Origin of the sequence: Ornithinibacter aureus, assembly GCF_009858245.1 — a bacterium.
In the GTDB taxonomy this organism is placed as follows: domain Bacteria; phylum Actinomycetota; class Actinomycetes; order Actinomycetales; family Dermatophilaceae; genus Fodinibacter; species Fodinibacter aureus.
In genome coordinates, this window is the sequence record NZ_VMSB01000001.1 from 2,092,515 (window position 1) to 2,105,843 (window position 13,329).

At 72.2% G+C, this 13,329-nt stretch carries 10 protein-coding genes; 3 read left to right on the forward strand and 7 right to left on the reverse strand.

Annotated elements, in window-relative coordinates:
• Window positions 1–22 precede the first annotated feature (22 nt).
• Complete coding sequence (locus C8E84_RS09985; RefSeq protein ID WP_159901754.1) at window positions 23–298, forward strand: DUF4235 domain-containing protein; 276 nt, start codon at window positions 23–25, stop codon at window positions 296–298.
• 68 nt (window positions 299–366) lie between these two features.
• On the opposite strand, the gene hutI is transcribed toward C8E84_RS09985, so the two are convergent.
• From hutI to C8E84_RS10000, 3 genes are read right to left on the reverse strand one after another with little or no spacing between them, the layout of a single operon-like run.
• Complete coding sequence (gene hutI / locus C8E84_RS09990; RefSeq protein ID WP_159901756.1) at window positions 367–1,695, reverse strand: imidazolonepropionase; 1,329 nt, start codon at window positions 1,693–1,695, stop codon at window positions 367–369.
• Window positions 1,692–3,017, reverse strand: coding sequence for a formimidoylglutamate deiminase (locus tag C8E84_RS09995; protein WP_159901758.1), 1,326 nt, complete (start codon window positions 3,015–3,017; stop codon window positions 1,692–1,694). Before C8E84_RS09995 ends, hutI begins: the two co-directional genes overlap by 4 nt.
• Entirely contained in the window at window positions 3,014–4,312 is a 1,299-nt protein-coding gene (locus C8E84_RS10000) for an allantoate amidohydrolase (RefSeq protein WP_211675745.1), read from the reverse strand. The genes C8E84_RS09995 and C8E84_RS10000 overlap by 4 nt, the downstream gene beginning before the upstream one ends.
• Window positions 4,313–4,436: 124 nt before the next feature.
• Here C8E84_RS10000 and C8E84_RS10005 point away from each other — a divergent pair, with 124 nt between their 5' ends.
• Window positions 4,437–4,910 (forward strand): aminoacyl-tRNA deacylase, encoded by a 474-nt coding sequence (locus tag C8E84_RS10005; protein WP_159901762.1) that lies wholly within the window; start codon window positions 4,437–4,439, stop codon window positions 4,908–4,910.
• A 125-nt stretch (window positions 4,911–5,035) separates the two neighbouring features.
• Here the strand turns inward: C8E84_RS10005 and hutU are convergent, their stop codons facing one another.
• The gene (gene hutU / locus C8E84_RS10010; protein ID WP_159901764.1) at window positions 5,036–6,691 is read right to left on the reverse strand and encodes a urocanate hydratase; all 1,656 of its coding nucleotides are present in this window, start codon (window positions 6,689–6,691) and stop codon (window positions 5,036–5,038) included.
• 170 nt (window positions 6,692–6,861) lie between these two features.
• Window positions 6,862–7,986, reverse strand: coding sequence for an ROK family transcriptional regulator (locus tag C8E84_RS10015; protein WP_159901766.1), 1,125 nt, complete (start codon window positions 7,984–7,986; stop codon window positions 6,862–6,864).
• An 88-nt stretch (window positions 7,987–8,074) separates the two neighbouring features.
• Between C8E84_RS10015 and C8E84_RS10020 the strand changes: the two genes are divergently transcribed.
• On the forward strand, window positions 8,075–9,412 hold the full coding sequence (locus C8E84_RS10020) for a DUF1479 domain-containing protein (RefSeq protein ID WP_159901768.1): 1,338 nt from the start codon (window positions 8,075–8,077) through the stop codon (window positions 9,410–9,412).
• A gap of 148 nt (window positions 9,413–9,560) precedes the next feature.
• Here the strand turns inward: C8E84_RS10020 and hutH are convergent, their stop codons facing one another.
• Both hutH and C8E84_RS10030 read right to left on the reverse strand, forming a co-directional pair.
• Window positions 9,561–11,129 (reverse strand): histidine ammonia-lyase, encoded by a 1,569-nt coding sequence (hutH, locus tag C8E84_RS10025; protein ID WP_246196880.1) that lies wholly within the window; start codon window positions 11,127–11,129, stop codon window positions 9,561–9,563.
• A 203-nt stretch (window positions 11,130–11,332) separates the two neighbouring features.
• A complete protein-coding gene (locus tag C8E84_RS10030) occupies window positions 11,333–13,195 on the reverse strand; it encodes an ABC transporter ATP-binding protein (RefSeq protein WP_159904720.1) in 1,863 nt (620 codons plus the stop codon).
• Window positions 13,196–13,329: the final 134 nt, after the last annotated feature.

A 13,329-nucleotide genomic window follows, 5' to 3' on the forward strand; every position in this document is an offset into this window, starting at 1 on the left:
GCCGACGTAAGGACCGACCAGCATGGGGCCACTCGCCTGGAAGATCATGGGCACAGGGGGAGCCGTGCTCGCAGGGTTGCTCGCGACCAAGGTCGTCGACCTCATCTGGTCACGGGCCGTGCAGGACGACGTCAACCCCAAGAGCCCTGAGGCGCCGATCAGCAAGGCAGTCCTCTATGCCGCGCTCACCGGGCTGGCCGTCGGCGCCGCGAAGACCCTCACCACCCGCAAGGCGGCCCAGTTCTACGCGAACTCGGCCGGGCACCTGCCCCAGGCCATCCGCGAGGAGCAGGTCTGACCTCAGGCCCAGCTGACCTCAGGCCCAGCTGACCTCGGGCCGGATGACGAACGCCGGCACCTCCGGGTTCAGAGGTCGAGGGCTCGGGCGAGCGGCATCCCCGGCCGGTAGGCCAGGTGTTCATACGACGGCGCCTCGAGCACTGCCAGGTCGGCCCGCCCCCCGACGGCGATCCGGCCGATGTCGCCGCGCCGCAGCGCGCGAGCCCCGCCGACCGTCGCCGCGACGAGCGCCTCGGCCGAGGTCATCCGCATCTCGCGGACCGCGAGCGCGATGACGAACGGCATGGATGCCGTGTTGCAGGTTCCCGGGTTGCAGTCCGTCGCCAGCGCCACGTCGACCCCGGCGTCGAGCAGCCCGCGAGCGTCGGGGTAGGGCGACCGGGTCGAGAACTCCACCCCGGGCAGCAGGGTCGCCACGGTCGTGCCGGCTGCACCGACCAGAGCCTCGACGTCCGCGGGCGAGAGGAAGGTGCAGTGGTCCACGCTCGCAGCACCGAACTCGACGGCCAGCTGCACCCCGGGCCCGGCCGCGAGCTGGTTGCCGTGCACGCGAAGCTCCAACCCGGCATCCCGCCCGGCGACGAGGACGCGTCGTGCCTCCACCTCGGTGAAGGCGTGCGGTGAGGCCGGCTCGCAGAAGACGTCGATCCACCGGGCGTGGGGGGCGCAGGCCTGCAGCATCGCCCCGCAGACGAGGTCGACGTAGGCGGCCCGGTCAGCTCGGGCCTCGGGCGGCACGACGTGCGCACCGAGGAAGGTCACCTCGTCGGTGAACTCCGCGGCCAGGCGCAGCGAGCGCTCCTCGTCGGCGACGCTGAGGCCGTAGCCGCTCTTGATCTCGACCGTCGTCGTGCCGAGCGCCCGCATCTCGGCGACGCGAGCTTGCAGCAGGGCCCGCAGCTCGTCGTCGCTGGCGGCTCGGGTGGCACTGACGGACACCCCGATGCCACCCCCGTCGTAGGGCGTGCCCGCCATGCGCGCGGAGAACTCCCCCACCCGGTCCCCCGCGTAGACGAGGTGACTGTGGCTGTCGACGAACCCCGGGACGACCGCTCGACCGTCGACGTCGATCCTCCGGTCGGCCGCGGGCGCGTCAATGGCGCGCCCCACCCACTCGACGACTCCGTCGACGACCACCACCGCGGCATCCCGAAGGAGACCGAGTCGCTGCGCCACCGACGCGGCGGCATCCACGGCGATCGTGCCGTCGGCGCCGGCGCAGGTGACGAGTTCACCGATCCCGGTGACGAGCACGGCGTCGGATGCCGCACCACTCCCCGAACCCGCCGGTCGAGAGTAGGCGAATCGCCGTGTGCTGGTCTGCCCAGACGGCGTGTTGCCTACTCTCGACTGGCCGGGGGTGGCGGGGATGCCGTTGGCCCCGGTCGCGCTCATCGCCGCACCGCCGCGATCGCATCGTGCAGCAACGAGCCGACGTCTCCGAGGCGGTGCTGACCACCGGCGACGACGTGCTGCCCGCCGACGACGACGTCGGTCACATCCGCCGAGGTCGCGGCATACACCACCTGCGCCGCGCTGCACCCGGCGGTGCGCGGGCTGTCGAGCCGCACACCCACGAGGTCGGCCAGCGCCCCCGCAGCCAGCACCCCGCCGTCGTCCCACCCGAGCGAGCGGTAGCCGTTGACCGTGCCGATGCGCAGGAGCTCGAGCGGACTGAAGCGACCACGCTCGAGGCTGTCGAGGCGCTCGTGCATCTCGACCCCGCGGATCTCCTCGAAGGGGTCGATCACCGCGTGCTGGTCCGACCCGATCGAGAGCGGCGCCCCGGCATCGTGCAGGCGCCGGGGCGGGCCGATGCCGTCGGCGAGGTCGCGCTCGGTGGTCGGGCAGAAGCACGCGGTCGTGCGGGTGTCGGCGAGCAGCTCGATGTCGCGGTCGCTGAGGTGCGTGGCGTGCACGGCCGTCGTCGCCGGGGTCAGCAGCCCCTCGCGGGCGAGCAGCTCGGTCGGAGAGCACCCGTGGAAACCCTGGCAGGCCGCGTTCTCGCCCGGCTGCTCCGACAGGTGCACGTGCAGCGGCCGCCCCCCGCGCGCGGCGAACTCGCCGACCGCCGCCAGGTCGTGGGCGGGGACCGCACGCACCGAGTGCACGGCGGTGCCGATCCGGCTGGTCGCGTCGTCGGCGAGCAGGTCGACACGGTGCGCCCAGTCAGCGACGCTGCCGTCGCTGAAGCGCTGCTGCACCTCGTCCAGGGGCAGGTGTCCGTCAGCGGTGAGCCCACCCTCGAGGTAGACCGTGTCGAGGAGCGTGATCCGGATGCCGGCCGCGCGCGCCGCGTCGAGGAGCGCCACGCCCATGGCGTTCGGGTCCTCGTACCGGCGACCACCGGCGGCGTGGTGGAGGTAGTGGAACTCCCCGACGACGGTGAACCCCGCGAGGACCATCTCGGCGAAGACCGCCGTCGCCAGCGCCTGGTAGGTCTGCGGGTCGAGGCGGTGGGTCACGGCGTACATCGCCGTGCGCCACGTCCAGAAGTTGCCGCCGTCGTCGTGGGTGCGTCCGCGCAGGGCCCGGTGGAAGGCGTGGCTGTGGCCGTTCGCGAGGCCGGGCAGGACGACGCCACGCAGCGCGACGTCGCCCGGTCGGGCGGCCTCACCGGGGGTGACGGCAGTGATCCTGCCCTCGGCCACCTCGATGCGCACCGAGCGTCGGATGCCGTCGGGCAGCGCGGCGTGTTCGCACCAGTACGTGTTCACGCGGCGGGCCCTTCAGCCTGCTCATCGCGCTCGCCACCGCGCGCGGCATCCGCCCCTGCGAGGTCGCTGACGACGTCGGCGAGTGCCAGCACCCCGGCGACGCAGTCGTCGGCCGAGGCCCACTCGTCGGGCGAGTGCGACACCCCGGTCGGGTTGCGCACGAACAACATCGCCGTGCGGATGCCGTCGTTCGCGAGGATTCCGGCGTCGTGGCCCGCACCCGTCCCGATCACCGGGACTCCACCCAGCCGCGCCGCCATCTGCTGCGCGAGAGCCGGGTCGAACATCGTCGTCGGGGTCCAGGACTCCTGGGTCACGAGCCCGTCGAAGTCGGCGACGACGGCCCCGACGTCCGCGACGACCCGCCGCACGGCATCCGCATCGGCGCCGCGCGCATCGAGCCAGCCCGTGGCGCCGCTGGCGATCGCGTTGACGCCACCCGGGACGATGTTGACCTTCCCGACGGTGGCGACGCAGCCGTGGTCGGTGGCGGCTCGGCGGGCGGCGATGATCATGGCGGCGAGGCCGAGCATGGCGTCCTCGCGGTCCTCGAGGCGGGTGGTTCCGGCGTGGTTGGCCTCGCCGGGGAGGTCGACGCGCCACCGGCCGTGGGGCCAGATGTCGCTGCCGACACCGACGGCATGGCCGAGGTCGACCAGGGCCCGGCCCTGCTCGACGTGCAGTTCGACGAAGGTGCCGATGCGGGCGAGGGTCTCGTCGTCGCGGCCGACGTGCGCAGGGTCGCGCCCGGCAGCTCGCATCGCCTCGGCCATGGAGGTGCCGTCGCGGTCGGTCAGGCCCCGGGCCCGGTCTCCCCCGAGGACGCCGGTGATGACGCGCGAGCCCGCGCAGGCGACCCCGAAGCGGGCGCCCTCCTCGTCGACGAAGTTGACCGCGCCGATGGGACGGGTCGGGGTGAAGCCGATCGCGCGCAGGTGGTCGATCGCCGCGAGGGCACCGACGACGCCGAGCGGGCCGTCGAACGCTCCGCCGTCGGGCACCGAGTCCAGGTGCGACCCGATGACCACCCCGGGATCACCCGCGGCGACGGCTGCGTCGGGGTCACCCCACCAGGCCCACTGGTTGCCCATCCGGTCGGTGGTCACGTCGAGACCGCGCTGCTCGCACTGGCCGGTGAACCACTCGCGCAGGTCGTGGTCCTCTCGCGTCCAGGCGAACCGGTTGTAGCCACCGGTGTCGGCCGAGCGACCGATGTCGTGCAGGTCCTGCCAGAGGCGTCGGAAGCCGCTCACGGCCGGGCTCGGGGGGCCGACCGCACCCCCGGGGCTCGACATCGTGATCATGGGTCCATTGGACCAACTCCGGCGCCTTCGCGGGGGCGCGAGTGCGGTGGACTTGTCTCGGACGCCAGACAAGTTGCTCCTCCTCGGTCGTCGGGTCGGGCCGTACTCTGGGCTGATGACGACGTCAGGCGAGGGCCGAGCGGTCGGTGCGCTCACGGCATCCGGTATCGGTTTCGCGGTGACCCGCCACGGGCGCGTCGGCTCGCTCGCGGAAGCGGCCGCGGCCCGCGGGGTGCAGCCGCGCGACATCGTCAAGACGCTCGTCGTGCGTCGGGGCGAGGGTGACTTCCTGTTCGTGCTCGTGCCCGGTGACCGGGAGATCTCGTGGCCGAAGCTGCGGGCGCACCTTGGGGTGAACCGGGTGTCGATGCCGGATGCCGCGACGGCGCTCGAGGTCACGGGGTACGAGCGCGGCACGATCACGCCGTTCGGGTCGACCACGGCCTGGCCGGTCATCGCCGACGTGAGCATGGCCGGGCGCAGGGTGTCGCTCGGGGCGGGGGCACACGGTGTCGCGGCGACGGTTGAGGCGGATGCCGCGCTGGTCGCCCTGAGTGCCGACGTCGCCGACATCACCGACCCCCTCTAGAACCGACTTCGTGCGACTTGCGTGCGGAAATGAGCCACTTCTCGGGCTCGGACCGCACCGAAGTCGCACGAAGTCGGGGTGTGGTCGGCGGGTGTGAGGGGTGGGGCCCGCCTGAACCCGACGGGTCAGGACTCGCGCATCGGGATGCGGACGCCCTGCTCCGCGGCGGTGCGCTCGGCGATGTCGTACCCCGCGTCGACGTGCCGGATGACGCCCATGGCCGGGTCGTTGGTCAGCACGCGCTCGAGCTTCTGCGCGGCGAGGTCGGTGCCGTCGGCGAGCGAGACCTGGCCGGCGTGCAGCGAGCGGCCGATGCCGACACCGCCACCGTGGTGGATCGACACCCACGACGCGCCTGATGCCGTGTTGACGAGCGCGTTGAGCAGCGGCCAGTCGGCGATCGCGTCGGACCCGTCGAGCATCGACTCGGTCTCGCGGTAGGGGCTGGCCACCGAGCCGGTGTCGAGGTGGTCGCGGCCGATGACGATCGGGGCCTGCACGGCACCGGTGCGCACGAGGTCGTTGAACGCCAGCCCGGCCTTGTCGCGTTCGCCCTGACCGAGCCAGCAGATCCGCGCCGGCAGGCCCTGGAAGGCGATGCGCTCCTGCGCGCCGCGGATCCACGTGTGCAGGCGGTCGTTGTCGGGGAACAGGTCGAGCACGGCCTTGTCGGTGACGGCGATGTCCTTGGGGTCACCCGAGAGCGCTGCCCACCGGAACGGGCCCTTGCCCTCGCAGAACAACGGCCGGATGTAGGCCGGCACGAAGCCGGGGAACTCGAACGCCCGCTCGTACCCGCCCTGACGGGCCTCGTCGCGGATGGAGTTGCCGTAGTCGAAGACCTCGGCCCCGGCGTCCTGGAACTCGACCATCGCCTTGACCTGCTTGGCCATCGAGGCCCGGGCTCGATCGGTGAACTCCTCCGGCTTCTTCTCGGCCAGCTCGGCCCACTCCTCCAGCGCCACGCCCTCCGGCAGGTAGGACAGCGGGTCGTGGGCGCTGGTCTGGTCGGTGACGATGTCGATCGGCACCCCGCGGCGCAGCAGCTCGGGGAAGATCTCGGCGGCGTTGCCGACGACGCCGACGGACCAGGCGCGACGCTCGGCCTTGGCGCGCAGCACCTTCTCGACGGCGTCGTCGAGGTCGTGGGCGACCTCGTCGAGGTAGCGGTGGTCGACACGGCGGTGCAGGCGGGCGGGGTCGACGTCGACGACGAGGCAGACGCCCTCGTTCATCGTGACGGCGAGCGGCTGGGCGCCACCCATGCCGCCACAGCCACCGGTGAGGGTCAACGTGCCGGCCAGGGTGCCGTTGAACCGCTTCTCGGCCACCGCGGCGAAGGTCTCGTAGGTGCCCTGGACGATGCCCTGGGTGCCGATGTAGATCCACGACCCGGCGGTCATCTGGCCGTACATCGTGAGGCCGAGGTGCTCGAGGCGGCGGAACTCGGGCCAGGTCGCCCAGTCACCGACGAGGTTGGAGTTGGCGATGAGCACGCGCGGTGCCCACTCGTGGGTCTGCATCACGCCGACCGGGCGGCCCGACTGCACGAGCATCGTCTCGTCGGCCTTGAGCGTGGTCAGGGTGCGGACCATCGCGTCGAAGGACCTCCAGTCACGCGCGGCCCGGCCGGTGCCGCCGTAGACGACGAGGTCGTCGGGGCGCTCGGCGTTCTCGGGGTCGAGGTTGTTCATGAGCATCCGCAGGGGGGCCTCGGTCGACCACTGGCGGGCCGTGAGGGTGGTGCCGCGGGGGCTGCGCACGGGGCGGGCGCCGTCCATGGGGGTCTCCTTCGAGTCGTGGTCGCTGGCTTCTGCTCACCACTGTCCCGCCGACGGCATCCCGACAGAAGAGCCGCGAGCCCGATCGCGTCTGGGATCTGAGACGCTGGGCGTGTCTGTGAAAGGTGCCGCCCCTGGGCCGTTCTTCACACACGTCGGATGCCGTCGGCTTACCTGAGCGTCGCGAGGAGGTCGCGCCGCAGCGTGGCGACCGCGTGAGTGCGCGCGCCGACCAGGGCAGGCTCGCGAGTACACGTGGGCGCCCGCAACGCCACGGTTCGCGGCGCCGCGGCGACGGCAGATCGAGCAGCCTCCAGCACCCTCGGATGGCTCCCCCACTCCCCGCCGACGACGACCTCGCCGGGGTCTGCGAGGGCGATGACCGCGGTCAGTGCGCCGGCGATGGCCTCGCCAAGGGCCGAGCGGAAGGCCGCACCGCCCCGCCCGGTCGCCGTGACCCGCTCAACCAGGGCTGCGACGTTGATGGCCGCGCTGTCGGGCTGGCGCAGGCCGACGGAGGCGAAGAACTCGGTGAACGTCACTGCCCGCCCTCTGCGGTCACGGGTGATCACGTGCGCGATCTCGCCGGCGAGGCCCCCGTGCCCCCGCAGCACCACACCGTCGGCGACGACCGCGCAGCCCAGACCCGCCCCGAGGTGCAGGTACGCGAAGTCGCCACCCCCGGCCTCAGCGCGAGCCGCCCAGTTCACGTCGTTGTCGACGACGACCTCGCCCGACACGAAACCGCTCAACTCGCCGACCGGGTCGAACTCACCGATCAGGAACGGGGAGTCCGGCAGGTGGACCAGGCGGCCGGTCGCCCGGTCGACGGGGTCGGCGGCGCTGACGACGGCCAGGGCCGGCGTGGGCGTGCCACCGGTCACAGTTTCCGACACGGCCTCGGATGCCGCCGCCTTCAGGGCGCGTCGCACCGTCGCCGGTCGCGTCGGTGAGGTCAACACCCGCTGGGTTCGTGCGTGGACGCGGCCCCGGACGTCCACGCTCTCGATCGTCACGGCATCCGGGGCGATGTCGACGACGAGGGCGCCGGGAAGTGCCGGGGAGAGCGCGAAGTAGGAGCCCGAGCGACCCCGACCGGTGGTGCGCTCGCCGGTGTCGAGCACGAGCCCCGCCGCGACGAGGCGCCGCACGCTCTCCGAGACCGTGGGCTTGGAGATGCCGGTGAGCTCGGCGAGCTCCGTTCTCGTCAGTCGCGGGTGGTCGATGAACGCACCGAGCACGTGTTCATCCGACAGCGAGCGGAGCAGGTCGAGGGACGGCATCACCGTGGTCACGCCACCATTCTAGTAAGGACTCTTGCCAAAACGAGGCACCGCCGTTAACCTCTTTTGTAAGGAGTCCTACCAATAGGAGTTGACGCGGATGTCCGTCCAGACCCAGAGCACCGACCTCGGCCCCGCCGAGCCAACCCCAGCGACCACGCCGGCGGGCCCGCTGCCTCCCCTGCCCCACTGGGAGAGCACGCCCGAGAACCTGGGTGAGGCCATCCGCGAGGTCAAGGCTGCGCTGCGGGCACGCATCGAGGCCTCCGGGCGCACGGTGCAGGAGGTCTTCGCCGTCATCGAGGCGCGCGTCACCGAACAGGTCGAGGCCATCGAGGCCGCACTGGCTGCGGGCGAGAACGTGTGGCCCGTCATCGACTACGCAGACATCGAGTCGGGCACCGTGACGCCGGACCAGCTCGAGGCGCTGCACCGCCGTGGCTGCCTCGTCGTGCGTGGCCACTTCCCCCGGGAGCAGGCGCTGGCGTGGGATGCCGGGATCGTCGACTACGTCGAGAGCAACCAGTTCTTCGAGAACTACCGCGGGCCCGGTGACGACTTCTTCGGCACGGTCGGCTCCAAGCCCGAGATCTACCCGATCTACTGGTCACCGGCGCAGATGCAGGCCCGCCAGAGCGAGCGGATGGCCGCCGTGCAGGCGTTCCTCAATGCCCAGTGGGTCAGCGAGTCCGACGGCATCCAGTGGTTCGACCCCGCGCGCGACTCCCTCTACCCCGACCGCATCCGCCGCCGCCCGCCGGGGGTCGACTCGGCCGGCCTCGGCTCCCACCTCGACCCCGGCACCCTCGACCTGTGGATGACGACTGCCTACCAGCAGGCCTTCCGGCACCTGTTCGACGGCACGGTCGAGCAGTACGACCCGTGGGACGCCGCCCACCGCACCGCCGGCCCGCAGTACCCGGGCTCGACCATGTGCTCGGCCTTTCGCACCTTCCAGGGCTGGACGGCCCTGTCCGACATGGACCACGACCAGGGGGTGCTGCACACCGTGCCGATCCCCGAGGCGATGGGCTACCTCATGCTGCGTCCGCTGCTCGATGACGTCGCCGACGACGACATGTGCGGGGTCACGACCGGGCAGGTCTTCCCCGCCACCGAGACGTGGCACTCCCTCCTGCTGCGCGCCATGGCCGGCATCCCCGACGTGCGCGCCGGCGACTCGGTCTGGTGGCACGCCGACATGATCCACAGCGTCGCGCCGGTGCAGGACCAGCAGGGCTGGGGCAACGTCATGTACATCCCCGCCGCACCCTGGTGCCCCCGCAACGAGGTCTACAGCGAGCACGTGCGCGAGGCCTTCCTCACCGGCTCCAGCCCGAGCGACTTCCCCGAGGAGCACTACGAGCGCGAGTGGCCCAACCGGTTCAGCGCGGCAGACCTCAACGAGACCGGCCGCGCCGGTCTCGGGATGGCCTGAGCCCAATTCGGCGGCGTCCTGCCGGCTGGGACCCCCTCTGCGGACCCACCGACCGGCAGAAGGGCCCGTCGGCCCGACCGGCCACGCTCGAGGCGACGCGCGATCGACACCACTGCCGGTTAGTCGGCCCGCCCCCCAGGCGAGATCGCTACGCCAAGGGGCCGGTGACGGCCTCGGCCGCGCGCCGGATGCTCCCGTCGACGACCAGACCCACAGCCGTCTCGATCTCGGGAGCCAACCAGCGGTCGGGACCGGGGCGGCCGGCATCCGACGCCGTGAGCGTGGCGACGACGGATGCCGTCGCGGGCGCCGGTTCCAGCGGCGCCCGCAGCTGGATGCCGCGCGCCGCGGTGAGCACCTCGACCGCCAGCACGCGCGACAAGCCGTCGACGCTGCGGCGCAGCTTGCGAGCCGAGGACCAGCCCATGGAGACGTGGTCCTCCTGCATGGCCGAGCTCGGGATGGAGTCGACGGAGGCGGGTGCGGCCAGGCGCTTCATCTCGGAGACGATGGCGGCCTGGGTGTACTGCGCGATCATGTGGCCGCTGTCGACGCCGGGGTCGTCGGCGAGGAACGGCGGCAGGCCGTGGTTGCGTGCCTTGTCGAGGAACCGGTCGGTGCGGCGCTCGGACATGGAGGCGACGTCGGCCGCGACGATGGCGAGGAAGTCGAGCACGTAGGCCACCGGGGCGCCGTGGAAGTTGCCGTTGCTCTCGACGCGACCGTCCGGGGTGACGACGGGGTTGTCGACCGCCGAGGCGAGCTCCCAGCCGGCGACGCGGGCGGCGTGGTCGACCGTGTCGCGGGCGGAGCCGGTGACGATCGGGGCGCAGCGCAGCGAGTAGGCGTCCTGGACGCGGGTGCAGGCCTCGGTGCGGTGGCTCTCACGAATACCGCTGTGCGCCATCAGGGTTCGGATGTTTTCGGCTGACACGGCCTGACCCGGCTGGGGCCGCAGGGCGTGCAGGTCGGCGGCGAAGACGTCGTCGCTGCCGAACAGGCCCTCGACCGACATGGCCGTCGCGACATCGGCGACGACGAGCAGGTCGCGCAGGTCGTGGATGGCCAGGCAGAGCATGCCGAGCATGCCGTCGGTGCCGTTGATGAGGGCCAGGCCCTCCTTCTCCTGGAGCTCGACCGGCGCGATGCCGGCGTCCGCGAGGGCCTGCGCGGCCGGCATCCGATCGCCGTTCGCGTCGCGAACCTCACCCTCGCCCATGAGCGCGAGCGCGCAGTGCGACAGCGGCGCGAGGTCGCCGGAGCAGCCGAGCGAGCCGTACTCGTGCACGACCGGCGCGATGCCGGCGTTGAGCATGGCGACGTAGGTGGTCAGGGTCTCCTCGCGGATGCCGGTGCGCCCGGTCGCCAGCGTCGAGATGCGCAACAGCATCAGGGCGCGCACGACCTCTCGCTCGACCTCGGGGCCGGAACCGGCCGCGTGGGAGCGGACGAGGGAGCGCTGCAGCTGGCGGCGCATCTCGGTGGGGATGTGGCGGGTGGCCAGCGCCCCGAAGCCGGTGGAGACTCCGTAGTGCGGTTCGGTGTCGTCGGCCAGCCCGCGGATGACCTCGCGGGTGCGGCGCACCTCGGCGAGCGACTCCGGGGCCAGGGCGATCGGGGCGTCGTGGCGGGCGACCTGCACGACCTCGTCGATGGTGAGGGGGCCGAGACCGACGGTGACGGGCTCGAGGCCGGGGGTGGAGGATGCGCTGCTCATGACGTCCATTGGAGCGCGACGGATGCCGTCCGCGACAGGCGAGCGGACGGCATACCGTCTCAGGGGCGAGACTCGACACCGGCTCCCGGCCCTGTAACCCGAGTGACCGATAGGTCGACCCAGGTCCGGCGCCGACGGTCCGGGACGTCCCCCGAGTGACCAATAGGTCGATGTGGGTACGGGCTGCCCGTACCCCGAGTGACCTATTGGTCGATCTCGGTACGCTCAGCGGCGGCGACGAGGGCCGCGTACTGCCCTCCGGAAGCGACGAGCTCGTCGTGGGTGCCCGACTCCACGAGGCGGCCGGCGTCGAGCACGGCGATCCGGTCGGCGTCGCGCACGGTCGACAGGCGGTGGGCGATCGTGATGGTGGTGCGTCCACGGGCCAGCTCGTCGAGCGCCCGCTGGAGGGCCCGCTCGGTGCTGGTGTCGAGCGCCGAGGTGGCCTCGTCGAGCACGAGCACCGGGGGGTCGCGCAGGATCGTGCGGGCAACAGCGAGTCGCTGCTGCTCACCCCCGGAGAAGCGGTGCCCACGCGCCCCCACGACGGTGTCGAGTGCGTCTGGCAGGGACGCCACGAGGTCGGCGACCTGGGCGGCGGCCAGCGCCGCCCACAGCTCCCCCTCGCTCGCCTCGGGGCGGGCAAGCAGCAGGTTGTCACGCACCGGGGCGTGCACGAGGTAGCTCTCCTGAGAGACCACACCGACGATCGATGCGAGCACGTCGGGGTCGAGGTCGCGCACGTCGACACCGTCCACCGTGACGCGGCCGGCATCCGGGTCGTGGAGGCGGGCAAGGAGGCCTGCGACGGTCGACTTGCCCGATCCGGTGGCCCCGACGAGGGCCAGCGTCGACCCGGCCGGAACCGCGAGCGTGAGCCCGGCGACGGCATCCCGGTCGGCGCCGGGGTAGCGCAGGGTGACTCCCTCGATGGCCACCGAACCACGCACGGATGCCGGGTCGAGCGACACCGGGTGCGTCGGCGCCGGAACGTCGGGCACCAGGTCGAGGTACTCGAAGACCCGCGAGAACAGCGCCATCGACGCCACCCACTGGGCACCCACGTTGAGCAGCCCCATGAGCGGGCGGAAGATGCCGGCCTGAAGCGTCGTGAACGCGACGAGCGTGCCGATCGTCATGCCGCTCGACGTCGCCGGCAGGCCGGCCGCGAGGTAGACCAGCGCCGGGATGACCGCAAAGACGATCTGCATCGTGGCCATCCGCCAGCGCCCGGCCAGCTGCGAGCGCAGCTCGAGGTCGACGAGCTCGTGCGAGGTCGTCGCGAAGCGCTGTGCGTTGCGGGTCGAGGTGCCGAGCGTCTTGGCCAGGCGCACGCCGCTCACCGAGAGCCCCTCGTCGATCTGGTGGTTGAGGTCGGCGAGGTGGCGTTGCTGCTGGGCGGTCACGGCTCGTCGGATCAGGGCGACCTTGCGCGTGAGCCAGAGGGCCGGCGGGATGACGAGCAGCGACAGCAGGGCCAGGCGCCACGAGAGCGCGACCATCGCGATGGCCGTGGCGACGGCGGTCGTGAGGTTGGCCGCGATCGAGGTGGCTGTCGAGGTGACGACGCCCTGCATCCCGTTGACGTCGTTGGTCAGCCGCGACTGCACCTCGCCGCCGCGGGTGCGCGTGAAGAAGCCCAGCGACTGGCGCTGGAGGTGGGTGAACACGCGTGTTCGCAGTTCGTGCATGACGCGCTGGCCGACCTGGGTCGACAGCCACGTCTGGAGCACGCCGAGCAGCTGGGTGATCGCCGCGACGGCGACCATGCCGCCGACGGCGAGCAGCAGCAGGCGCACGTCCTGCCGGGGCAGCGCGACGTCGACGATCTCGCGCACGAGGAACGGCTGGGCGAGCGACACGATGCTCGTCGCGACGATGATCGCGACGACGACGGCCACCCGGCCGCGGTGCGGGCGGAAGAGTGCGAGGACGCGGGAGATCGGCACGGGGGCGTCGGCGAGCTGGGCCCTGTCGCGGGGGTCGATGGTCATGGCACCGCCGCGACCACCGCCACCGCCTCGGCCGCCTCGCTCAGCGCGCTCGGTCAGGGGGCTGGGTGCCATTGGGCTGGAGGAGAAGGGGGTGGATGCCGTGGCGCCGGGGCCGTGGGACGCGCCGGCGTGCGGGGATCGGGTTTCAGTGAGGGTCGCCGTCATGGGCGTCCTCCTCTCGAACGAAGCAGTTAGTGAGGTTACCT

Coding starts and splice junctions, on each gene's coding strand:
- C8E84_RS10030 (WP_159904720.1), bottom strand. CDS start 13,195: ATGGCACCCAGCCCCCTGACCGAGCGCGCTGAGCGAGGCGGCCGAGGC.
- hutU (WP_159901764.1), bottom strand. CDS start 6,691: ATGGACGGCGCCCGCCCCGTGCGCAGCCCCCGCGGCACCACCCTCACG.
- hutI (WP_159901756.1), bottom strand. CDS start 1,695: ATGAGCGCGACCGGGGCCAACGGCATCCCCGCCACCCCCGGCCAGTCG.
- C8E84_RS09985 (WP_159901754.1), top strand. CDS start 23: ATGGGGCCACTCGCCTGGAAGATCATGGGCACAGGGGGAGCCGTGCTC.
- hutH (WP_246196880.1), bottom strand. CDS start 11,129: ATGAGCAGCGCATCCTCCACCCCCGGCCTCGAGCCCGTCACCGTCGGT.
- C8E84_RS10020 (WP_159901768.1), top strand. CDS start 8,075: ATGTCCGTCCAGACCCAGAGCACCGACCTCGGCCCCGCCGAGCCAACC.
- C8E84_RS10005 (WP_159901762.1), top strand. CDS start 4,437: ATGACGACGTCAGGCGAGGGCCGAGCGGTCGGTGCGCTCACGGCATCC.
- C8E84_RS10000 (WP_211675745.1), bottom strand. CDS start 4,312: ATGTCGAGCCCCGGGGGTGCGGTCGGCCCCCCGAGCCCGGCCGTGAGC.